The 21066-nt window shown below is 63.3% G+C and carries 20 protein-coding genes; 9 read left to right on the top strand and 11 right to left on the bottom strand.

Translation table 11 applies throughout. From position 1 onward, the window contains the following. Nucleotides 1–20 precede the first annotated feature (20 nt). Nucleotides 21–1289, top strand: coding sequence for an FAD/NAD(P)-binding oxidoreductase (locus tag ACIPZF_RS21080; RefSeq protein WP_400802765.1), 1269 nt, complete (start codon nucleotides 21–23; stop codon nucleotides 1287–1289). After that, on the top strand, nucleotides 1286–2104 hold the full coding sequence (locus ACIPZF_RS21075; protein ID WP_400802798.1) for a sulfite exporter TauE/SafE family protein: 819 nt from the start codon (nucleotides 1286–1288) through the stop codon (nucleotides 2102–2104). Before ACIPZF_RS21080 ends, ACIPZF_RS21075 begins: the two co-directional genes overlap by 4 nt. Here the strand turns inward: ACIPZF_RS21075 and ACIPZF_RS21070 are convergent. Beyond that, complete coding sequence (locus ACIPZF_RS21070) at nucleotides 2093–2980, bottom strand: LysR family transcriptional regulator (RefSeq protein ID WP_400802762.1); 888 nt, start codon at nucleotides 2978–2980, stop codon at nucleotides 2093–2095. The genes ACIPZF_RS21075 and ACIPZF_RS21070 overlap by 12 nt on opposite strands. A 126-nt stretch (nucleotides 2981–3106) precedes the next feature. Between ACIPZF_RS21070 and ACIPZF_RS21065 the strand changes: the two genes are divergently transcribed. Beyond that, nucleotides 3107–4753 carry a GMC family oxidoreductase gene (locus ACIPZF_RS21065; RefSeq protein WP_400802759.1) on the top strand — a complete coding sequence of 549 codons (1647 nt, stop codon included), beginning with the start codon at nucleotides 3107–3109 and terminating at the stop codon, nucleotides 4751–4753. Nucleotides 4754–4849: 96 nt separating this feature from the next. Beyond that, a complete protein-coding gene (locus ACIPZF_RS21060) occupies nucleotides 4850–6469 on the top strand; it encodes an MFS transporter (protein ID WP_400802756.1) in 1620 nt (539 codons plus the stop codon). Between the two features lie 170 nt (nucleotides 6470–6639). Here the strand turns inward: ACIPZF_RS21060 and ACIPZF_RS21055 are convergent, their stop codons facing one another. From ACIPZF_RS21055 to glyQ, 4 genes are all read right to left on the bottom strand, one after another. Continuing rightward, nucleotides 6640–7410 carry a lysophospholipid acyltransferase family protein gene (locus tag ACIPZF_RS21055; RefSeq protein ID WP_400802753.1) on the bottom strand — a complete coding sequence of 257 codons (771 nt, stop codon included), beginning with the start codon at nucleotides 7408–7410 and terminating at the stop codon, nucleotides 6640–6642. Between the two features lie 61 nt (nucleotides 7411–7471). Beyond that, the gene (gene gmhB, locus ACIPZF_RS21050; protein ID WP_400802751.1) at nucleotides 7472–7999 is read right to left on the bottom strand and encodes a D-glycero-beta-D-manno-heptose 1,7-bisphosphate 7-phosphatase; all 528 of its coding nucleotides are present in this window, start codon (nucleotides 7997–7999) and stop codon (nucleotides 7472–7474) included. A gap of 3 nt (nucleotides 8000–8002) precedes the next feature. Further along, nucleotides 8003–10054, bottom strand: coding sequence for a glycine--tRNA ligase subunit beta (gene glyS, locus ACIPZF_RS21045; protein ID WP_400802748.1), 2052 nt, complete (start codon nucleotides 10052–10054; stop codon nucleotides 8003–8005). After that, the gene (gene glyQ / locus ACIPZF_RS21040; RefSeq protein WP_027592054.1) at nucleotides 10051–10998 is read right to left on the bottom strand and encodes a glycine--tRNA ligase subunit alpha; all 948 of its coding nucleotides are present in this window, start codon (nucleotides 10996–10998) and stop codon (nucleotides 10051–10053) included. The genes glyS and glyQ overlap by 4 nt, the downstream gene beginning before the upstream one ends. A gap of 83 nt (nucleotides 10999–11081) precedes the next feature. On the opposite strand from glyQ, the gene ACIPZF_RS21035 reads away from it, so the two are divergent. Further along, nucleotides 11082–11633 carry a DNA-3-methyladenine glycosylase I gene (locus ACIPZF_RS21035; RefSeq protein ID WP_400802747.1) on the top strand — a complete coding sequence of 184 codons (552 nt, stop codon included), beginning with the start codon at nucleotides 11082–11084 and terminating at the stop codon, nucleotides 11631–11633. Nucleotides 11634–11674: 41 nt separating this feature from the next. Further along, the gene (locus ACIPZF_RS21030; protein WP_400802744.1) at nucleotides 11675–12562 is read left to right on the top strand and encodes a lysophospholipid acyltransferase; all 888 of its coding nucleotides are present in this window, start codon (nucleotides 11675–11677) and stop codon (nucleotides 12560–12562) included. Nucleotides 12563–12747: 185 nt separating this feature from the next. Here ACIPZF_RS21030 and ACIPZF_RS21025 read toward each other — a convergent pair whose 3' ends face one another. The 5 genes from ACIPZF_RS21025 to def are packed head-to-tail and all read right to left on the bottom strand — an operon-like array spanning nucleotide 12748 to nucleotide 17277. Further along, nucleotides 12748–13062: a tetratricopeptide repeat protein gene (locus ACIPZF_RS21025; RefSeq protein ID WP_306580554.1), complete on the bottom strand. Its 315-nt coding sequence runs from the start codon at nucleotides 13060–13062 to the stop codon at nucleotides 12748–12750. Between the two features lie 11 nt (nucleotides 13063–13073). Beyond that, on the bottom strand, nucleotides 13074–14447 hold the full coding sequence (gene trkA / locus ACIPZF_RS21020; protein ID WP_400802741.1) for a Trk system potassium transporter TrkA: 1374 nt from the start codon (nucleotides 14445–14447) through the stop codon (nucleotides 13074–13076). Nucleotides 14448–14470: 23 nt separating this feature from the next. Then, nucleotides 14471–15781, bottom strand: a complete 1311-nt coding sequence (rsmB, locus tag ACIPZF_RS21015; RefSeq protein ID WP_400802739.1) for a 16S rRNA (cytosine(967)-C(5))-methyltransferase RsmB — start codon at nucleotides 15779–15781, stop codon at nucleotides 14471–14473. Continuing rightward, on the bottom strand, nucleotides 15778–16710 hold the full coding sequence (gene fmt, locus ACIPZF_RS21010; protein WP_400802738.1) for a methionyl-tRNA formyltransferase: 933 nt from the start codon (nucleotides 16708–16710) through the stop codon (nucleotides 15778–15780). Before fmt ends, rsmB begins: the two co-directional genes overlap by 4 nt. Before the next feature lie 60 nt (nucleotides 16711–16770). Further along, a complete protein-coding gene (def, locus tag ACIPZF_RS21005) occupies nucleotides 16771–17277 on the bottom strand; it encodes a peptide deformylase (RefSeq protein ID WP_400802735.1) in 507 nt (168 codons plus the stop codon). 206 nt (nucleotides 17278–17483) lie between these two features. Between def and dprA the strand changes: the two genes are divergently transcribed. From dprA to ACIPZF_RS20990, 3 genes are all read left to right on the top strand, one after another. Continuing rightward, a complete protein-coding gene (gene dprA / locus ACIPZF_RS21000) occupies nucleotides 17484–18581 on the top strand; it encodes a DNA-processing protein DprA (RefSeq protein WP_400802732.1) in 1098 nt (365 codons plus the stop codon). Between the two features lie 38 nt (nucleotides 18582–18619). Continuing rightward, a complete protein-coding gene (locus ACIPZF_RS20995; RefSeq protein WP_400802729.1) occupies nucleotides 18620–19177 on the top strand; it encodes an L-threonylcarbamoyladenylate synthase in 558 nt (185 codons plus the stop codon). A 446-nt stretch (nucleotides 19178–19623) separates the two neighbouring features. Continuing rightward, the gene (locus ACIPZF_RS20990) at nucleotides 19624–19935 is read left to right on the top strand and encodes a hypothetical protein (protein ID WP_400802727.1); all 312 of its coding nucleotides are present in this window, start codon (nucleotides 19624–19626) and stop codon (nucleotides 19933–19935) included. 127 nt (nucleotides 19936–20062) lie between these two features. Here the strand turns inward: ACIPZF_RS20990 and ACIPZF_RS20985 are convergent, their stop codons facing one another. Continuing rightward, nucleotides 20063–21040, bottom strand: a complete 978-nt coding sequence (locus ACIPZF_RS20985; RefSeq protein ID WP_400802719.1) for an NADPH:quinone reductase — start codon at nucleotides 21038–21040, stop codon at nucleotides 20063–20065. Nucleotides 21041–21066: the final 26 nt, after the last annotated feature.

The raw sequence follows: 21066 nt of genomic DNA, 5'->3' as shown, positions 1-21066 counted from the left end.
GATTTCCAGGATTGATTGCCATGCCTGCCTCGTTGTCCCCTGCCAATTCCGACCATCACAAGGTGGTCATCGTCGGTGCCGGCGCCGCCGGGATCGCCACGGCCTCCAGCCTTATCAAGCGTGACCCTTCACTGGACATCGCGCTGATCGACCCCGCCGATGTGCATTACTACCAGCCTGGCTGGACAATGGTCGGTGCTGGCGTGTTCAAGGCGCCCAGCACTGCTCGCACCCTGGCGTCCACCATTCCCCGGGGCGTGCGCTGGATCAGAGCGCGGGTACAGAGTTTCGACCCGTCGCGCCAGTTGGTCGTCCTGGATGATGGCCGCTCCATCAGTTATGAACAGCTGGTGGTCTGTCCCGGCCTCAAGCTGGATTGGGCTGCCATCGACGGCCTCAGCGAAACCCTCGGTCGCAATGGCGTGACTTCTAACTACCGCTATGACCTGGCGCCCTATACCTGGGAGCTGGTGCAGAACCTCAAGCAAGGGCGTGCCCTGTTCACCCAGCCGCCCATGCCAATCAAATGTGCCGGCGCCCCGCAGAAGGCGTTGTACCTGTCCTGCGACCATTGGCTGCGCATGGGGCGGTTAGGCGACGTCAAAGCCAGCTTCTTCAATGCTGGTGCCGTGCTGTTCGGCGTGCCGGACTATGTGCCCGCGTTGATGGCCTACATCGAAAGATATGGCGTGGACCTCAATTACAGCCATCGTCTGGTGGCCGTCGATGGCCCCAACAAGCGCGCCACGTTTACCCGTACCCTGGCCGATGGCACCAGCGAAACCCGCAGCGAAGTTTTCGACATGCTGCACGTCGTACCCCCGCAGGTGGCCCCGGACTTCATCCGTCAGAGCCCACTGGCCGATGCCGCTGGCTGGGTCGATGTCGACCCCCACACCCTGCGCCATCGCCAGTTCGCCAGTGTCCACGCCCTCGGCGATGTGGCCAATACCAGCAACGCCAAGACCGCCGCTGCTGCGCGCAAGCAGGCACCGGTGGTCGCCAACAACGTGCTGGTGGCATTGGGCAGGTTGTCGATCCTCGCCCAGTACGACGGTTACGGCTCCTGCCCGCTGACGGTCGAGCGTGGCAAGATCGTCCTCGCCGAGTTCACCTATGGGGGCAAGGTCGCGCCGAGCTTCCCGCGCTGGCTGCTCGATGGCCGCCAGCCAACACGACTGGCCTGGCTGCTGAAGGCGCGGGTGCTGCCACCGCTGTACTGGCAGGGCATGCTCAAAGGTCGGGAATGGCTGGCACGCCCGCAGCCGCTGGTCGAGGGCGTGCAGTGATCGAACAGCAATTACTCGGGGCCGGGTTGGGCGCAGTCATTGGCGCGGTGCTGGCGCTGACCGGCGCGGGTGGCGGCATCCTCGCCGTGCCGCTGTTGGTCTTCGGCCTCGGCCTGTCGATGGTCGAAGCTGCACCGATCGGCCTGCTCGCCGTGGGCCTCGCTGCGGCTGTGGGGGCGATACTCGGGTTGCGCCAAGGTTTGGTGCGCTATCGCGCTGCCCTGTTCATCGCCCTGATTGGCATCGCCGCTGCGCCCCTCGGCCTGATGCTCGCACATCGGCTGGCCAACACACCCTTGGCGTTGGTGTTCGCTGGAGTGCTGGTGTATGCCTGTTTGCGTATCTGGCGCAAAGCGACGAGGGAGTTGCGCGGAGAAAACAACGACGCCCACCGCTTCATCGAACCTTGCGTGCTCAACCCGTTGCAGGGCCGTTTGCGCTGGACCTTGCCTTGCGCGCGAGCCCTGGCCATGACCGGTGCAGTGTCGGGGTTGTTGTCCGGTTTGCTGGGCGTGGGCGGAGGCTTCGTGATCATTCCCGCCTTGAACCGCTACACCAACCTGCGCATGAAAAGCATCGTCTCGACCTCGCTGGCGGTAATCGCCCTGGTGTCTACGGGGAGCGTGGTCAGCGCCAGCCTGGCCGGCGTGATGCACTGGCAAGTCGGCGCGCCCTTTGCAGTAGGGGCGGTGCTAGGCCTGTTGCTGGCGCGACCTCTGGCGAGCAAGCTGGCCGGCCCCCGCCTGCAGCAGCTGTTCGCGGTGGTCGGCTGCAGCGCGGCGTTGATGTTGGCCGGCAAGGCGCTACTCGGCTAGCAGCTCATCCTGTTCGGCCGCGCACAGCGCCAGCAGGTAGTCCCAGACTACCCGCAGGCGCACCGACTTGTGCAGCTCGCGGCGGGTACAGATCCAGTAACTGCGCTGGATGGTTTCATTGGGCAACACGCGAACCAGCGTCGGGTCGTGGCGTGCCATGTAGTTGGGCAGCACGGCAATGCCCAGGCCCGCGCGCGCCGCGGTCTGCTGAGCGATCACGCTGGTGCTGCGAAAGGCCACGTTGGGCGATCGGCAGAAGCTGTTGAGAAACAGCAGCTCCTGGCTGAACAGCAAGTCATCGACGTAACCGATCCAGCTGTGACGCGCCAGGTCTTCGCGGTTACGTAGCGGCGGTGCGCGGTCCAGGTACACCTGGCTGGCATACAGCGCCAGGCGGTAGTCGGTGAGCTTGCGGGTGATCAGCAGGTCGGCATTGGGCCGTTCGAGGTGAATGCTGATTTCCGCTTCGCGGTTGAGGATGCTGACGAAGCGCGGCACCGCCACCAGTTCCACTTCCAGCCCCGGATAGCGCTCGAACAGCGCGTTCATGCGCGGCGTGAAGAACATGATGCCGATGCCTTCCGTGACGCCCAGGCGGATCTTGCCCAGTGGAGTGATGGCCTGGGTGATTTCTTCCTGCGCCAGCAACGCGACATTTTCCATGGCTTCGGCGTGCTTGAGCAGCGCCTGGCCGGAGGGCGTCAGTTCATAACCTTGGGCGTGTTGCACGAACAACGGTGTGCCCAGGCTTTTCTCGATGCTCTCGATATGCCGGGCGACCGTACTGTGGGTGGTGTTGAGGCGCTTGGCGGCACTGAGCAGGCGGCCGCTGCGCTGCAACTCGAGGAAAAACCGCAGATCATTCCAGTCGAACATGCATCCATTCCCTGTTTGTCGCTGTGCTAAAACGCACAGCGGCTGCGCGAAAACTCGTGTTCCCACAGCGAAATTACTCACTAAGATGGATCGGAACAAGAATAAAAATCAGGCGCGAGGTTGCACATGCCATCAGCCGATTCTGTCTTTGATTACGTGGTCGTAGGCGCCGGTCCTGCCGGATGCTTGTTGGCCAATCGTTTGTCCGCCGACCCTTCCTGCCGCGTCTTGCTGCTCGAAGCGGGTGGCCGCGACAACTATCCCTGGATTCACATCCCCGTCGGTTACCTCTACTGCATCGGCAACCCACGCACTGACTGGTGCTTCAAGACCGAAGCGCAGGCCGGCCTGGGCGGTCGCAGCCTGGGCTATCCACGGGGCAAGGTGCTGGGTGGCTGTTCATCGATCAACGGCATGATCTACATGCGTGGCCAGGCGGCGGACTACGACGCCTGGGCCGCACAAGGCAACGACGGCTGGGCCTGGAAGGACGTGCTGCCCCTGTTCAAGGCCAGCGAAAATCACTTTGCCGGCGACAGTGAGCACCACGGCGGCGCTGGCGAATGGCGGGTCGAGCGCCAGCGCTATAGCTGGCCGATCCTCGATGCCTTCCGCGATGCCGCCGAGCAGAGTGGCATCGCCAAGGTCGATGACTTCAACACCGGCGACAATCAGGGCTGTGGATATTTTCAAGTCAACCAGCGCAGCGGCGTTCGCTGGAATGCCTCCAAGGCTTTCCTGCGGCCTGTGGACAAGCGCCCCAACCTCACTGTGCTGACCGGCGTGCAAGTCGACCAGGTGTTGTTGAACAACATCCGTGCCCGCGCGGTGAAAGCGCTCTGGCAAGGCGCATGGCATGAGTTTGCCGCGCGCCGCGAGATCATCCTTTGCGCTGGCGCCGTGGGCTCCCCCGGCATCCTCCAGCGCTCCGGCATCGGCCCGCGTCCGCTGCTGGAATCCCTGGGTATTGCGGTACGCCACGATATGCCCGGCGTCGGCGGCAACCTGCAAGACCACCTGCAATTGCGCCTGATCTATCAAATTCGCAATACCCGCACCCTCAACCAGATGGCCAACAGTTTGTGGGGCAAGATGGGCATGGGCCTGCGCTACCTCTACGACCGCAGCGGCCCGCTGGCCATGGCGCCGAGCCAACTGGGAGCGTTCGTACGCTCCAGCCCTGAGCAGGCCACCGCCAACCTGCAATACCATGTGCAACCGCTGTCGCTGGAGCGCTTCGGCGAGCCGCTGCATCAGTTCCCTGCGTTCACCGCGTCGGTGTGCAACCTGCGCCCGCTGAGCCGTGGGCGCATCGACATTCGCAGCGTCGACATGAACAGTGCGCCCCATATCGACCCCAACTACCTCAGCGACCCGCAGGACCTGCACGTCGCCGCCGATGCTATCCGTATCACCCGACGGATCGTCCAGGCCCCTGCCCTCGCCGCCTTCGACCCACAGGAATACCTGCCCGGCCCGGCCCTGCAGACCGAGCAAGACCTGTTCGACGCCGCCGGCAAGATCGGCACCACCATCTTCCACCCGGTCGGCACCTGTCGCATGGGCGGCGGCCCGCTGGACGTTGTGGATAACCAGCTGCGAGTGCACGGCATCCCCGGCCTGCGCGTGGCGGATGCGTCGATCATGCCGCAGATCACCTCCGGCAATACCTGTTCACCCACACTGATGATCGCCGAGAAGGCGGCACAACTGATCCTCAAAGGAGCCGCTACCCAGACCTATCTGAACGAAGACGCGCTACCGACGCCCTGACCGGGTGCGTGCAGTACCGGCAGCGCGCGGTCAGACGCTGCCGACAGTGGAACAAAAAGAATAATCACTGTGGCCTGCGGGCCGAGGACAGCAACGATGTCGGATTACATCCAAGAGCAGGGTGCGACGGCGGCCAGCCCCAGCCGTCGTGAAGAACGAAAGATCATTTTCGCGTCATCCCTCGGGACGGTTTTCGAGTGGTATGACTTTTTTCTCTATGGCGCGTTGGCAGCGGTCATCAGCAAGCAGTTCTTTGCCGGTGTAAACGACACCACCGCCTTCATCTTCGCCTTGATGGCCTTTGCCGCCGGCTTCCTGGTGCGACCCTTCGGTGCGCTGGTGTTCGGTCGCCTGGGGGACATGATCGGGCGCAAGTACACCTTCCTGGTGACCATCGTGCTGATGGGCCTGTCGACCTTTGCCGTTGGCCTGCTGCCCACCTACGCCAGCATCGGCATCGCCGCGCCGATCATCCTGGTGATACTGCGCATGCTCCAGGGCCTGGCACTGGGCGGTGAATACGGCGGCGCGGCCACTTACGTGGCCGAACACGCGCCACACGGCAAGCGCGGCTTCCACACCGGTTTCATCCAGTCCACCGCCACCCTTGGCCTGCTGTTGTCGTTGCTGGTGGTGCTCGGCAGCCGCTACATCAGTGGCGACCAGTTCGAAACCTGGGGCTGGCGCTTGCCGTTCCTGCTGTCGATCGTGCTGCTGGCGATTTCCACCTGGATCCGCATGAGCATGCACGAGTCGCCGGCTTTCGTGAAAATGAAGGCACAGGGCAAGATCAGCAAGTCGCCGATCCGCGAGTCGTTCACCTCCTGGCCGAATCTCAAGGTGGTGCTCACCGCGCTGTTCAGTATCAACGCGGGCCAGGCCGTGACCTTCTACACCGCGCAGTTCTATGTGCTGTTCTTCATGACCCAGATGCTCAAGATGGACCCGGCCCAGGCCAACACGCTGCTGATCATCAGTGTGGTGATCGGTGCACCGTTCTTCGTGTTCTTCGGCTGGCTGTCTGACCGTATCGGCCGCAAGCCGATCCTGATGCTTGGCCTGCTGCTGGCCACGGTGCTGTACTTCCCGCTGTTCAAGGCGCTGAGCCACTACGCCAACCCGCAGATCGACGCGGCCAGCCGCCAGGCGCCGATCGTGGTCACCGCTGACCCGCAAGGCTGCACCTTCCAGTTCGACCCGGTCGGCAAGGCGCGTTTCGACAGCCCGTGCGACAAGGTCAAGACCTTCCTGGTCAAGCAGGGCCTGCCGTACAGCTCGGTGAATGTGGCCGGCAGCCAGGTGGTGGTGAACATCGGTGACAAGAGCATCAATGGCTTCGACGAAGCGGCCATGCGCTCGGCGATCGAGCAGGCAGGCTACCCGGCCAAGGCAGACCCGGCGCAGGTCAACCAGGTGATGGTGGTGGTGCTGATCGTGGCGATGATCCTGATCGCGACCATGACCTACGGACCGCTGGCGGCAGTGATGGTCGAGCTGTTCCCGACCCGCATCCGCTACACCTCGATGTCTTTGCCCTACCACATTGGTAACGGCTGGTTTGGCGGCTTCCTGCCTACGGTGTCGTTCGCGCTGGTGGCGTACACCGGGGATATCTTCTATGGCTTGTGGTACCCGGTGCTGGTGACCGGCATCAGCCTGGTGGTGGGCATCTTCTGCCTGAAAGAAACCAAGGATGTGGATATCGACAAGGTGTGACTGAAGCCATAAAAAAACCGGCTGTAAAAGCCGGTTTTCTTATGCCCTGAAAAAACTTATGCACGTTTTTCAGAAAAATGTCATGTGTTGAAATAAATAGCTAATTCAAACACTTAGCGATCATCAGTAGCAGTTGGCGGAAAAATTGCTAACAAGTTATCCACAGATCGTCAGGCAATCTTTTCCTCAGGTTTTTCGTCTACCGGTGGCAGAGAACCCATTGCCCGCTGAGTAGCCTCGTTCCAGGCCGCAGCGCGGTCGTTGAGCTCGGCAATGGCGCGTGGGCCAGTACCGTTGGCGTACATCGGCTCACCGATCACCACCTCGATGGTACCCGCGCGTTTACCCCATCCCGCCTTCGGCCAGAACTTGCCGGCATTGTGCGCGATCGGCAGCACCGGCAACCCGGCATTCACCGCCAAGGCAGTACCGCCGCGGGAGAATTTGCCCACGGTACCGAAAGGCACCCGGGTGCCTTCCGGGAAAATCAACACCCAGGTCTTCTGCTTGAGCAGTTCATCACCCTTGCTGGCCACCTGACGCAGGGCTTCCTTGGGGTTGTCGCGGTTGATCGCGATCGGTCGCAGCATGGCCATGGCCCAACCGAAAAACGGCACGTACAGCAGCTCGCGCTTGAGCACCTGGCTCAGGGGCGAGAAGTACTGGGACAGGAAGAAGGTTTCCCAGGTGCTCTGGTGGTTGGACAGGATCACACAGGGCTCACTCGGCACATGCTCAGCGCCAGTGATCTTGTAATCGATGCCAAGGATCGTGCGGCTCAAAAACAACGCACAACGGCACCAGTACACGTTGATGAATTTGTAACGCTTGGGGAACGACAAGAAGGGCGCGATAAAAAAGCTCAGCGAGCACCACAGCAGCGAACTGGTGCCCAGCAGCAGGTAAAAAAGAAAGATTCTGATCGCCTGCAGGATCGACATAGTGGCATGTACCGTTGCGGGGCGTGCCCGCCTGAGAAAAATGCGCCCGTAGGCGCATCGTTTAAATTAGTTCTCTGGCGATAGCTGCCAGATCGTCGAAAATCAGTGTAGTTTCCGCGACGCCCTTTTCCACGGTTCGCTCACCCTTGCCGGTTTTCACCAACACGGGTTGTGCACCGACGGCCAGGGCGGCCTCCAGGTCACCTTTGCTGTCGCCGACGAACCATACGCCGCACAGGTCGGCCTGGTAATGCTCGGCGATTGCCCGCAGCATGCCGGGCTTGGGCTTGCGGCATTCGCAACCCTCGTCCGGCCCATGCGGGCAATACACGATATGGCCCACTTCGCCGCCCTGCTCGGCCACCAGCGTGCGCAGGCGCGCATGCATGGCGTCGAGGGTTGCCAGCGAATAGTAGCCACGGGCAATACCGGACTGGTTGGTGGCCACGGCCACCGTCCAGCCCGCCTTGCTCAACTGCGCGATGGCCTCGATCGAGCCGGGGATCGGGATCCACTCCTCCAGCGACTTGATGTAGGCGTCGGAGTCTTGGTTGATCACCCCGTCACGATCGAGAATCAGCAGTTTCAAGGCTTACCCCAGCAGCGAAATGTCGGCCACGCCCAGGAACAGACCGCGCAGGCGGCTGAGCAGGGCATAACGGTTGGCACGCACCTTGGCGTCTTCGGCGTTGACCATCACCGCTTCGAAGAAGGCATCGACCGGGTCACGCAGGGCCGCCAGGCGCGCCAGCGATTCGCTGTACTGGCGAGCAGCTGCCATCGGCTGCACGGCCTGGTCGGCCTGCTGGATGGCCGAGTACAGGGAGAACTCGTTGGCGTTGTCGAAGTACTTCGGCTCGACCTGCTCGGCGATGGCGCCTTCGGCCTTGCTCAGCAGGTTCGATACGCGCTTGTTCACCGCGGCCAGGGCTTCGGCTTCCGGCAGTTTGCGGAAGGCCTGCACGGCCTGCACGCGCTGGTCGAAGTCCAGGGCGGAACCCGGCTTCAGGGCACGTACCGACAGGTAGGTGGCGACGTCGATGCCTTCGTCTTCGTAGCGTGCACGCAGGCGATCGAAGACGAACTCAAGCACCTGATCGGCCAGACCTGCGGCCTTGACCTTGGCGCCGAACTGCTTGACCGCGAAATCGACCGCACCGGTCAGGTCCAGGTCCAGCTGCTTCTCGATCAGGATGCGCAGCACGCCCAGGGCGGCACGGCGCAGGGCGTACGGGTCTTTGCTGCCAGTAGGCAACATGCCGATGCCGAAGATGCCCACCAGGGTGTCGAGCTTGTCGGCGATGGCCACGGCAGCACCGGTGAGGGTCTGCGGCAGCTCGGCGCCAGCACCGCGCGGCATGTACTGCTCGTTCAGGGCCAGGGCGACGTCTTGCGGCTCGCCATCGTTGAGCGCGTAGTAGTAACCGGCAACGCCCTGCATCTCAGGGAATTCGCCGACCATCTCGGTGGCCAGGTCGCATTTCGACAGCAGGCCGGCACGAGCAGCGCGCTGGGCGTCGCCGCCGATCAGCGGGGCGATGAACGCGGCCAGCTTGGAAACGCGCTCGGCCTTGTCGTAGACAGTACCCAGCTGAGCCTGGAACACCACGTTCTTGAGGCGCTCGTTGAAGGTTTCCAGCGGCTGCTTCTTGTCCTGCTTGAAGAAGAACTCGGCGTCGGTCAGGCGCGGGCGCACGACCTTCTCGTTACCCTGGACGATCTGCTGTGGGTCACGGCTTTCGACGTTGGCCACGGTGATGAAGCGCGGCAGCAGCTTGCCTTCGCTGTCCAGCAGGCAGAAGTACTTCTGGTTGTCCTGCATGGTGGTGATCAGGGCTTCTTGCGGCACGTCGAGGAAACGCTCCTCGAACGAGCACACCAGCGGCACCGGCCACTCGACCAGCGCAGTCACCTCATCCAGCAGCGCCGGCGGCACGATGGCGCTGCCTTCCTGCTGCATGGCCAGTTCCGCAGTGCGCTTGGCGATCAGTTCGCGGCGCTCGGCGAAGTCGGCCAGCACATAGGCTTTGCGCAAGTCTTCGACGTAGTTGGCCGGCGTGGTGATCACCACGTTTTCCGGGTGGTGGAAGCGGTGGCCACGGGATTCACGGCCGGCCTGCTGGGACAGGATGGTGCAATCGACGACCTGGTCGCCCAGCAGCATCACCAGCCACTGGGTCGGGCGCACGAACTCTTCACGGCTGGCCGCCCAGCGCATGCGCTTGGGGATCGGCAGGTCGTTGAGCGAATCTTCGACGATGGTCGGCAGCAGGCTGGCGGTGGCCTTGCCCGGAATGTGCTGGGAGAAGCGCAGCTTGGCGCCGCTCTGGTCGATTTCCGATAGCTCCACGCCGCACTTCTTGGCGAAGCCCAGAGCAGCCTGGGTCGGCTCGCCGTCCTTGAAGGCCGCCTGCAGGGGCGGGCCGTCGATGTTGATGCTGCGGTCAGGCTGCTGCACGTCCAGTTGGCGGATCAGCACGGCCAGGCGGCGCGGTGCTGCGTACACCTGCTTGCCGGTGTAGTTCAGGCCAGCGGCCTGCAGGCCTTTCTCGATGCCGGCCAGGAAGGCGTCGCCGAGGGCCGACAGGGCCTTGGGTGGCAGCTCTTCGGTGCCCAGTTCTACCAGGAAATCTTGAGCACTCATTGTGCAGCCTCCAGCTTCGCCAACACTTCGTCACGCAGTTCAGGGGTGGCCATCGGGAAGCCCAGGCGTGCGCGGGCTTGCAGATAGCTTTGCGCCACGTCCCGGGCCAGGGTACGCACGCGCAGGATGTAACGCTGGCGCTCGGTCACCGAGATGGCGCGGCGGGCGTCGAGCAGGTTGAAGGTATGCGAGGCCTTCAGCACCATTTCGTAGGTCGGCAGCGGCAGCTCCAGCTTGATCAGGCGGTTGGCTTCGCTTTCGTAGAAGTCGAACAGCTCGAACAGTTTTTCGACGTTGGCATGCTCGAAGTTGTAGGTCGACTGCTCCACTTCGTTCTGGTGGAACACGTCGCCGTAGGTGACCTTGCCGAACGGGCCGTCGGCCCAGACCAGGTCGTACACCGAGTCGACACCCTGGATGTACATGGCCAGGCGCTCCAGGCCGTAGGTGATTTCACCGGTGACCGGGTAGCACTCGATGCCGCCCACTTGCTGGAAGTAAGTGAACTGGGTGACTTCCATGCCGTTGAGCCAGATTTCCCAGCCCAGGCCCCAGGCGCCCAGGGTCGGCGACTCCCAGTTGTCTTCGACGAAGCGGATGTCGTGGACCAGCGGATCCAGGCCGATGGCTTTCAGCGAGCCGAGGTACAGCTCCTGGAAGTTGGCAGGGTTGGGCTTGAGCACGACCTGGAACTGGTAGTAGTGCTGCAGGCGGTTGGGGTTTTCGCCATACCGCCCGTCGGCAGGGCGACGGCTGGGCTGCACGTAGGCGGCGTTCCAGGTTTCTGGGCCGACGGCGCGTAGGAACGTGGCGGTATGGAAAGTGCCGGCGCCTACTTCCATATCGTAGGGCTGAAGCACCACACAACCTTGAGCTGCCCAGTAGTTCTGCAGGGCGAGGATCAGGTCTTGGAAGGTACGCACGGCTGGCGTAGGCTGGCTCACGAAATTCACCTGTATCTGGGGATGCGGATGTAAAGAGCGGGAGTATAACCTGATTCGCCTCGCCCTCTACTCATTGGAGCCTTATGCCACGCTGCTTTTGGTGTACCGACGATCCGTTGTATCAGGCCTACCATGACCAGGAATGGGGAACACCGCAGCGCGATCCGGCGTTGCTGTTCGAGATGCTTTTGCTCGAAGGGTTCCAGGCCGGGCTGTCATGGATCACCGTTTTGCGTAAGCGCGAGCGTTATCGCGAGGTGCTGGAGGGCTTCGACCCGGTCAAGCTGGCGCAGATGAGCGACGAGCGCATCGAAGAATTGATGCTCGATGCCGGCATCATCCGCAACCGCCTCAAGCTCAACGCCGTGCGGCGTAATGCCAAGGCCTGGCTGGCTGTGGACAACCCGGCCGAGTGGCTCTGGTCGTTCGTCGGCGGCGCGCCGAAGATCAACCACTTCAAGGCCCGTGGCGATGTGCCGGCGGTCACCGACGAAGCCAAGGCCATGAGCAAGGCGCTGCAGAAAGCCGGCTTCACCTTCGTCGGCCCGACCATCTGCTACGCCTTCATGCAGGCCACCGGCATGGTCATGGACCACACCACCGATTGCGATCGCTACGCCGCCTTGCTGCGCTGAGGGGTTACAATGCGCGCCTTGCTGAAATAAGGAATTCGCCTGTGGAAAAGTTCAAGGGCGCCCTGATGGTCGGGGTGCTGCGTCTGTTTGCCAAGCTGCCCTGGGGCGCGGTGCAGCGCGTCGGTGCGGGCATCGGCTGGCTGATGTGGAAAATCCCCAATGGGTCGCGCAATGTCGTGCGCATCAACCTGGCCAAGTGTTTCCCGGAGATGGACCCGGTTGCCCGCGAGCAATTGGTTGGCCAAGCCCTTCGGGACATCGGCAAGTCCTTCGTCGAGAGCGCCTGTGCATGGATCTGGCCGCCACAGCGCTCGCTCGATCTGGTCAAGGAAGTGCACGGCCTTGAAGTGCTGGAGCAGGCCCTGGCCTCGGGCAAGGGCGTGGTCGGCATCACCAGCCACCTGGGTAACTGGGAAGTGCTCAACCACTTCTACTGCAACCAGTGCAAACCGATCATCTTCTACCGCCCGCCGAAACTGAAGGCGGTGGATGACCTGCTGCGCGAGCAGCGGGTGCAGATGGGCAACCGCGTGGCGCCTTCGACCAAGGAAGGCATTCTCAGCGTGATCAAGGAAGTGCGCCGCGGTGGCCAGGTAGGCATTCCGGCCGACCCGGAGCCGGCTGAGTCGGCGGGGGTGTTCGTGCCGTTTCTTGGCACCCAGGCGCTGACCAGCAAGTTCGTGCCGAACATGCTGGCCGGTGGCAAAGCGGTGGGGGTGTTCCTGCATGCGCTGCGGCTGCCGGATGGCTCGGGCTTCAGAGTGATTCTGGAAGCGGCGCCAGAGGCGATGTACAGCACCGATGTGACTGAGTCGGCGGCGGCCATGAGCAAGGTGGTCGAGCGTTATGTGCGCGAGTACCCGAGCCAGTATATGTGGAGCATGAAGCGCTTCAAGAAGCGCCCGGCCGGCGAGCCGCGCTGGTATTGAGCCTTTGAGGTTCTTCCAGAAGGCTGAATACAAATCTACCTGCTTTAGCAGGGACATTGTGGGAGCGGGCTTGCCCGCGAAGAAGGCACCGCAGAGTATGGCACCGGCTTTGCCGGTGTTCGCGGGCAAGCCCGCTCCCACAAGGATTGTGCCTGCTGTCAGAAATGAGCCAGGTAGTAACCGCGTCAGCTTGAGGTTTTGTTGAGCTTCTTGAGGAACACGGTCATCTCTTTCTCGGCCTGCTTGTCGCCATGTGCCTGGGCCGCGACGATCCCGTCCTCCCAGGCCTTGCGCGCCGCTGCGAGGTCACCTTGCAGCTGATACGCCTTGCCCAACAGCTTCCACGCCGCCGAATACTTCGGGTCCTGCTCCACGCACCGCGCCAGGTGCACCGCCGCTTCAGCGCCATTGCCCTCATCCAGCCAGGCCTTGCCCAGGCCAAACCTCAGCAATGGGTTATCCACACCCTTGGCCAGCATCTTCTCCAGCGATTCGCGCATGCCCTCTTCTCCTAGAAGAAACTCAAGCCAACGTGGAACAGCTTCTCCACGTCCCGAATATGCTTTTTATCCACAACGAACAGAATCACATGGTCACCCGACTCGATCACCGTGTCGTCATGGGCAATCAGCACCTCTTCGTCGCGGATGATCGCGCCGATGGTGGTGCCCGGTGGCAGGGCGATGTCTTCGATGGCCTTGCCAACCACTTTGCTCGACTTCGCATCGCCGTGCGCCACCGCCTCGATGGCCTCGGCCGCGCCACGGCGCAGGGAGTGCACGCTGACGATATCGCCACGGCGTACGTGCGCCAGCAGTGTGCCGATGGTGGCCAGCTGTGGGCTGATGGCGATGTCGATCTCGCCGCCCTGCACCAGGTCGACGTAGGCCGGGTTGTTGATGATGGTCATCACCTTGCGCGCGCCCAGGCGCTTGGCCAGCAGCGAGGACATGATATTGGCCTCGTCATCGTTGGTCAGGGCCAGGAAGATGTCGGCGTCGGCGATGTTCTCTTCGAGCATCAGGTCCTTGTCTGACGCGCTGCCCTGCAGCACCACGGTGCTTTCCAGGGTGTCGGACAGGTGCCGGCAGCGGGCCGGGCTCATCTCGATGATCTTCACCTGGTAGCGGCTTTCGATGGCCTCGGCCAGGCGTTCGCCGATCTGCCCGCCACCGGCGATGACCACGCGCTTGTTGGTCTCGTCGATGCGCCGCAGTTCACCCATCACGGCGCGGATGTCTTTCTTGGCGGCGATGAAGAACACTTCGTCATCGGCCTCGATCACCGTGTCACCGCGTGGGGTGATGGGCCGGTCGCGACGGAAGATTGCCGCCACGCGGGTGTCGACGTTGGGCATGTGCGCACGGATCTGGCGCAGTTGCTGGCCCACCAGCGGGCCGCCGTAGTACGCCTTGACCGCCACCAGCTGCGCCTTGCCTTCGGCGAAGTCGATCACCTGCAGCGAACCTGGGTGTTCGATCAGGCGCTTGATGTAGTTGGTCACCACCTGCTCGGGGCTGATCAGCACGTCCACGGGGATATGGTCGTTGTCGAACAGCTCTTCGCGGGTGAGGTACGCAGACTCGCGCACCCGAGCGATCTTGGTCGGGGTGTGGAACAGCGTGTAGGCGACCTGGCAGGCGACCATGTTGGTTTCGTCGCTGTTGGTCACCGCCACCAGCATGTCGGCGTCGTCGGCGCCGGCCTGGCGCAGCACCGTCGGCAGCGAGCCACGGCCCTGCACGGTGCGGATGTCCAGGCGGTCGCCGAGGTCGCGCAGGCGGTCGCCGTCGGTGTCGACCACGGTAATGTCGTTGGCTTCGCTCGCCAGGTGTTCCGCCAGCGTGCCGCCCACCTGCCCTGCGCCGAGGATGATGATCTTCATCCGCTACTCCCTAACCTTTTTACTTATCCGCGCGAGGCGGCGATCTTGATCAGCTTGGCATAGTAGAACCCGTCGTGGCCGCCTTCCTGGGCCAGCAGCTGGCGGCCATGGGGCTGGCGCACGCCGGCTTCGGTCGCCAGGTCCAGCTCACGGGCGCCCGGAGTGCGGGCGAGGAAGGCTTCGATCACTTCGGTGTTCTCGGTTGGCAAGCTGGAGCAGGTGGCGTACAGCAGCATGCCGCCCACTTCCAGCGTCGGCCACAGGGCATCGAGCAATTCGCCTTGCAGCAAGGCCAGCGCTGGAATGTCGTCGGCCTGGCGGGTCAGCTTGATGTCCGGGTGGCGGCGGATCACGCCGGTGGCCGAACACGGGGCGTCGAGCAGGATGCGCTGGAACGGCTTGCCGTCCCACCAGCTGGCGGTGTCGCGGGCGTCGCAGGCGATCAGCTCAGCGTCCAGTTGCAGGCGGTCGAGGTTTTCTCGAACGCGGGTAAGGCGCTTGGCTTCCAGGTCGATGGCGACCAGGTGCGCCAGGCCAGCTTCGGCTTCGAGCAGGTGGCAGGTCTTGCCGCCCGGGGCGCAGCAGGCATCGAGCACGCGCTGGCCGGGGGCCAGTTCGAGCAGGTCGGCCGACAGCTGCGCGGCTTCGTCCTGAACGCTCACCCAGCCTTCGGCGAAGCCCGGCAGGCTGCGCACGTCGCAGGCCTCGTTCAGCACGATGCCGTCGCGGCTGAACAGGCAGGCGCTGGCGCCGACACCGGCTTCGGCCAGCAGTGCCAGATAGGCATCGCGGCTGTGGTGGCGGCGGTTGACCCGCAGGATCATCGGCGGGTGGGCGTTGTTGGCGGCGCAGATGGCTTCCCACTGCTCGGGCCAGAAGGCTTTGAGTGCTTTCTGCAGCCAGCGCGGGTGCGCGGTACGCACCACCGGGTCGCGTTCCATGCCGGCGAGCAGTTCCTCGCCCTCACGCTGGGCGCGGCGCAGCACGGCGTTGAGCAGGCCCTTGGCCCACGGCTTCTTCAGCTTGTCGGCGCAGCCAACGGTTTCGCCGATGGCGGCGTGGGCGGGAATGCGCGTGTAGAACAGCTGGTACAAGCCGACCAGCAGCAGCGCCTGTACGTCGGCATCGGCGGCCTTGAACGGCTTCTGCAGCAATTGCGCGGCCAGCAAGTCCAGGCGCGGCTGCCAGCGGGCGGTGCCGAATGCCAGGTCCTGAGTCAGGCCACGGTCGCGTTCATCGACCTTGTCCAGTTGTGCCGGCAGCGAGCTGTTGAGCGATGCCTTGCCGCTGAGGACAGCGGCCAAGGCGCGGGCGGCGGCGAGGCGTGGGTTCATTGGCCGAGCACCTTGCCACTGGCGAACTTCTCGCGGCGGCTGTTGAACAGGTCTGCGAAGTTGAGAGCCTTGCCACCCGGCAGCTGCAGGCGCGTCAGGCTCAGGGCGTGATCACCGCAGGCGACGACCAGACCGTCCTTGCTGGCGGAGAGGATCTCGCCTGGGGCGCCCTGGCCTGTGGACAACGTGGCTGCCAGCACCTTGACGCTTTCGCCGTCCAGCGTGCTGTGGCACACCGGCCACGGGTTGAATGCACGGATCAGGCGCTCCAGCTCGACAGCCGGGCGGCTCCAGTCGATGCGCGCTTCGTCCTTGTTCAGCTTGTGTGCATAAGTCGCCAGGGCATCGTCCTGCACTTCACCTTGCAGCGAACCGTCGGCCAGGCCGGCGATGGCTTGTACCACGGCCGGCGGGCCCATTTCGGCGAGGCGGTCGTGCAGGCTGCCACCGGTGTCTTCGGCGCTGATCGGGGTGACCACCTTGAGCAGCATCGGGCCAGTGTCCAGGCCCGCTTCCATGCGCATCACGGTTACGCCGCTCTCGGCGTCGCCGGCTTCCACGGCGCGCTGTATCGGCGCAGCGCCGCGCCAGCGCGGCAGCAGGGAGGCGTGGCTGTTGATGCAACCCAGGCGCGGGATGTCCAGCACGGCTTGCGGCAGGATCAGGCCGTAGGCGACCACCACCATCAGGTCCGGCATGAGCGCGGCGAGTTCGGCCTGGGCATCAGCGTTACGCAGGGTTGGCGGCTGCAACACCGGGATGTCATGGGCCACGGCGAGCGCTTTGACTGCGCTCGGCATGAGCTTCTGGCCACGACCTGCCGGGCGGTCGGGCTGGGTGTAGACGGCCACGATCTGGTAAGGGCTGTCGAGCAGGGCCTTGAGGTGTTCGGCGGCAAACTCTGGAGTGCCTGCAAAGACGATGCGCATGGAGTTCTCGCTTCAAAATAGAAAAAGGCTTGCCGGAGCAAGCCTTCTGGAAGGTGGGGATCAGGCTTGCTGGCGGTGCTGCTTTTCCAGCTTCTTCTTGATCCGGTCGCGCTTGAGCTGCGACAGGTAGTCGACGAACAGCTTGCCGTTGAGGTGATCGAACTCGTGCTGCACGCACACCGCCAGCAGGCCTTCGCATTCCAGCTCGTAGGGTTTGCCGTCGCGGTCCTGGGCCTTGACCCGTACCCGCAGCGGGCGGTCGACGTTTTCGTAGAAGCCCGGCACCGACAGGCAGCCTTCCTGGTACTGGCCCATGTCGTGGGTCAGCTCTTCGACGGTCGGGTTGATGAAGACGCGCGGCTCGCTGCGGTCTTCGCTCAGGTCCATGACCACGACCTGCAGGTGCACGTTGACCTGGGTCGCGGCCAGGCCGATGCCGGGCGCTTCGTACATGGTTTCAAACATGTCGTCGATCAGCTGGCGCAGGGCGTCGTTGAACTCCGTCACCGGTTTGGCGATGGTGCGCAGGCGCGGGTCTGGGAATTCGAGAATGTTCAAGATGGCCATAAGGTCAGGCAGTCACTGTGCGTTCGGTTGAAAACTGAGCACACATAATAAAGGGAATCGGCGATTTCGGCACCTGGGAAGGTCGTCTAGGGTGTCTATGGGATTGATAGCGTTCATTTCATGGACAGCTTTTCAAAGTGTTACCCACACAGTTATCCACAGGTTGTGCCACGTAAATGGCCCTGTTTCGATCAAGGATGATCACCATGCCGATTCACCATTCGTCGCTTTGCTCCCCTGCTGAACTTGAGGCGCGACTTCGCCTGCATCGCCTTCCCAGCACGGGGCTGCGTCGGTTTCAAACGTTGGTTGAAGCGTTCGGCAGTGCCTCTTCAGCGCTCACTGCACCCGCTGGCGCGTGGCGCGCATTGGGGTTTACGCAGGCAACCATCGACGCCCGACGCAGCGCCGAAGTGCGCGATGGGGCTATGGCTGCAATGGCCTGGCTAGAGCGACCGGACCAGCATTTACTGATGTGGGACAGCCCTGGCTACCCTGCGCTGCTGGCTGAAATCGACGATGCGCCGCCGCTGCTTTTCGTCGCGGGCGACCCTGCCCTGCTCGACCGACCGCAACTGGCCATTGTGGGCAGTAGGCGTGCTTCACCGACGGCAATCGACAACGCCAGGGCGTTTTCCCAATATCTGTCGCAAGCCGGTTTCACCATCACCAGCGGCTTGGCCCTGGGCATCGACGGCGCCGCTCATCGGGGCGCGCTGCAGGCTGGAGGACGCACGATAGGTGTGCTCGGCACGGGGCTGCAAAAACTTTATCCACAGCGCCATCGCGATTTGGCCAACGCGATGATCGACAGCGGTAGCGCGCTGGTTTCCGAGTACCCGCTGGATGCCGGGCCGCTGCCGGGCAACTTTCCGCGACGCAATCGCATTATCAGCGGGCTGTCGCTGGGCGTGCTGGTGGTCGAGGCGAGTTTGGCCAGCGGGTCACTGATCACAGCGCGCCTGGCGGCCGAACAGGGCCGCGAGGTGTATGCCCTGCCCGGCTCCATCCACCACCCCGGTGCCAAGGGCTGTCATCAACTGATCCGCGATGGAGCGTTGCTGGTGGAAAGCGTGGAGCAGATCCTGGAAACGTTGCAGGGGTGGCAGAACCTACCGCCGATTACTGTGGATATACCCGGCCATCCATTGCTCGCTTTGTTGCATGCTGCACCACAGACCAGCGAGGCGCTGGCGCTGTGCAGCGAGCAGCCGTTGGCACAGGTGCTGGCGCAATTGACCGAGCTGGAGCTCGAAGGCCGGGTGAGTAATGAAGCTGGCCGTTGGTTTGCCCGCGTGGGCTAAGTAAACTGCGCGCATGGCTTAAAGGCGGAGAGACACAAATGGTGAGCAGTTTTCGTGTGCAACAAGCCGCACGTGAGATCCGGGCGGGCGCAGTAATCGCCTACCCGACGGAAGCGGTCTGGGGCCTGGGCTGCGATCCCTGGAACGAGGACGCGGTGTATCGCCTGCTGGCGCTCAAATCCCGGCCTGTGGATAAAGGCCTGATCCTGATCGCCGACAACATCCGCCAGTTCGACTTCCTGTTCGAGGATTTCCCCGAAGACTGGATCGACCGCATGGGCAGCACCTGGCCAGGCCCGAACACCTGGCTGGTGCCGCATCAGGATTTGTTGCCGGAGTGGGTGACGGGGCAGCACGACACCGTGGCGCTGCGGGTCAGTGATCATCCCCAGGTGCGTGAGCTGTGTGCGCTGGTGGGGCCGTTGATTTCCACCTCGTGCAACCCCGCCGGGCGGCCTGCTGCGAAGACGCGGTTGCGGGTGGAGCAGTATTTCCATGGCCAGCTGGACCTGGTGCTCGGTGGGGCGCTGGGGGGGCGGAAGAATCCGAGTGTGATTCGGGATTTGGTGACGGGCGAGGTTGTGCGGCCTGGCTGAATTGCCAAGTGTAAGCCCCGCACTTTGTGGGAGCGGGCTTGCCCCGCGAAGAGGCCGGTCCAGTTACCCAATGTGTATGGCCAGGGCTTTGCCCTGGTTCGCGGGGCAAGCCCGCTCCCACAGTGGACGGATTCGCCTGCAATTTTTCTAATTCTTACCCAAATGGCTGTCCAGCCTTCAGTTTGGGAAAATTCCTACAGCCCGCATCGAATACCATCACCTTCTCATTGGGAAGTCCTGTCTCTAGGCTTCAGACCGTCGCCGAACAACTTGGCGATCGGGTGTGGTAGCCCGGATGCATTCTTTCCATGACAGTCTATGGCGGCTGTGCGCGGGAGGCTTTCGAGCCTGCCTGGTTTGGAAAATGCCCGGGTCTACCACCTCGCGTACAGTCGCCACCCAATTCACGTGGTAGTGGTTGGGTGCGGCCTTGAGGAGCATTTTCCATGACCAAGAAGCTAGTGCCCGATCCACCCCTTCCCTGCACCTCCACCCGAGCCTTCGGCCGCTGCGACGCCGGCCATGAAGCCCTGTTCAGCGTAAACCCCAACATCTGCGCCGCCGATGCTTTGGTGCATGTCGCCCTCTACCTACGCAGCGCCTGTGAAACCGGCTACAAGACGCTCGACTACCTGAGCGAAGAAGGTCGCGGCATGTACTGGTCGAACCTGCATGCGATTGAACTGGCTGAGGGATTGGTCGAAGCGATACTCGATGGCATCGAGTCAACGCCGGAAGCCGAGAAATCTGCTGGCTGACGTCTTCGCGGGCGGTGCGGCGACCCGACAACCCCGCTCCCACAGGTACATCATCGGCCTACGAAGCAGTGCATATTCTGTGGGAGCGGGCTTGCCCCGCGAAAGGGCCGCACAGCGGCCCCCGCGATCACGGCAGTAAGACAGTAGACCCCACGGTCCTGCGCGCCGACAACTCTTCCTGCGCCTTCGCCGCCTCACTCAGCGGATACCGCTGCTGAATATCCACAACCACCTTGCCGCTCGCGATCACCGCAAACAGGTCATCCGCCATCGCCTGGGTATTCTCGGCATTGTTGGCATAGGTCGCCAAGGTCGGCCGGGTCACATACAGCGACCCCTTCTGCGACAGAATCCCCAGGTTCACCCCGCTGACCGCTCCGGAAGCATTACCAAAGCTCACCATCAACCCGCGCGGCTGCAGGCAGTCCAGCGAGGTCAGCCAGGTGTCGGCACCCACGCCGTCATACACCACCGGGCACTTCTTGCCATCGGTCAGCTCCAGCACCCGCTTGGCCACATCTTCGCGGCTGTAGTCGATGGTGGCCCACGCCCCCAGCGCCTTGGCCCGCTCGGCTTTCTCGGCAGAGCTCACGGTACCGATCAGCTTGGCACCCAGCGCCTTGGCCCATTGGCAGGCCAGCGAACCGACGCCCCCGGCCGCCGCGTGGAACAGGATCACGTCGCCGGGCTGCACGGCATAGGTCTGCTTCAACAGGTACTGCACGGTCAAACCCTTGAGCATCACCGCCGCCGCCTGCTCGAAACTGATGTTGTCGGGCAGCTTGACCAGATTGGCTTCGGGCAGCGTGTGCACTTCGCTGTAGGCGCCCAGCGGGCCGCCACCGTAGGCCACGCGGTCGCCCACTTTCAGGCGGCTGACGCCCTCACCTACCGCCTCGACCACGCCGGCACCTTCGGTGCCCAGGCCCGAAGGCAGCGCAGGCGGGGCATACAGCCCGTTGCGGAAATAGGTGTCGATGAAGTTCAGGCCGATCGCATGGTTGCGCACGCGCACTTGCTGCGGCCCGGGCGGTGCCGGGTCGAATTCCACAAGCTGCAACACTTCGGGGCCGCCATGCTGGCTGAACTGGATACGCTTGGCCATCTCGCACTCCTGTTGTCGGGATCGGA

The sequence above is a fragment of the Pseudomonas sp. NPDC089752 genome (genome assembly GCF_044748725.1).
GTDB lineage: Bacteria > Pseudomonadota > Gammaproteobacteria > Pseudomonadales > Pseudomonadaceae > Aquipseudomonas.
This window is presented reverse-complemented; position numbering and strand designations above follow the sequence as displayed.

Excerpts from the sequence above, each read along its gene's own strand:
- ACIPZF_RS21080 (WP_400802765.1), top strand. The coding sequence starts at position 21 with ATGCCTGCCTCGTTGTCCCCTGCCAATTCCGACCATCACAAGGTGGTC.
- ACIPZF_RS21070 (WP_400802762.1), bottom strand. The coding sequence starts at position 2,980 with ATGTTCGACTGGAATGATCTGCGGTTTTTCCTCGAGTTGCAGCGCAGC.
- ACIPZF_RS21065 (WP_400802759.1), top strand. The coding sequence starts at position 3,107 with ATGCCATCAGCCGATTCTGTCTTTGATTACGTGGTCGTAGGCGCCGGT.
- ACIPZF_RS21060 (WP_400802756.1), top strand. The coding sequence starts at position 4,850 with ATGTCGGATTACATCCAAGAGCAGGGTGCGACGGCGGCCAGCCCCAGC.
- ACIPZF_RS21055 (WP_400802753.1), bottom strand. The coding sequence starts at position 7,410 with ATGTCGATCCTGCAGGCGATCAGAATCTTTCTTTTTTACCTGCTGCTG.
- glyS (WP_400802748.1), bottom strand. The coding sequence starts at position 10,054 with ATGAGTGCTCAAGATTTCCTGGTAGAACTGGGCACCGAAGAGCTGCCA.
- ACIPZF_RS21035 (WP_400802747.1), top strand. The coding sequence starts at position 11,082 with ATGCCACGCTGCTTTTGGTGTACCGACGATCCGTTGTATCAGGCCTAC.
- ACIPZF_RS21025 (WP_306580554.1), bottom strand. The coding sequence starts at position 13,062 with ATGCGCGAATCGCTGGAGAAGATGCTGGCCAAGGGTGTGGATAACCCA.
- trkA (WP_400802741.1), bottom strand. The coding sequence starts at position 14,447 with ATGAAGATCATCATCCTCGGCGCAGGGCAGGTGGGCGGCACGCTGGCG.
- rsmB (WP_400802739.1), bottom strand. The coding sequence starts at position 15,781 with ATGAACCCACGCCTCGCCGCCGCCCGCGCCTTGGCCGCTGTCCTCAGC.
- fmt (WP_400802738.1), bottom strand. The coding sequence starts at position 16,710 with ATGCGCATCGTCTTTGCAGGCACTCCAGAGTTTGCCGCCGAACACCTC.
- def (WP_400802735.1), bottom strand. The coding sequence starts at position 17,277 with ATGGCCATCTTGAACATTCTCGAATTCCCAGACCCGCGCCTGCGCACC.
- dprA (WP_400802732.1), top strand. The coding sequence starts at position 17,484 with ATGCCGATTCACCATTCGTCGCTTTGCTCCCCTGCTGAACTTGAGGCG.
- ACIPZF_RS20995 (WP_400802729.1), top strand. The coding sequence starts at position 18,620 with ATGGTGAGCAGTTTTCGTGTGCAACAAGCCGCACGTGAGATCCGGGCG.
- ACIPZF_RS20990 (WP_400802727.1), top strand. The coding sequence starts at position 19,624 with ATGACCAAGAAGCTAGTGCCCGATCCACCCCTTCCCTGCACCTCCACC.
- ACIPZF_RS20985 (WP_400802719.1), bottom strand. The coding sequence starts at position 21,040 with ATGGCCAAGCGTATCCAGTTCAGCCAGCATGGCGGCCCCGAAGTGTTG.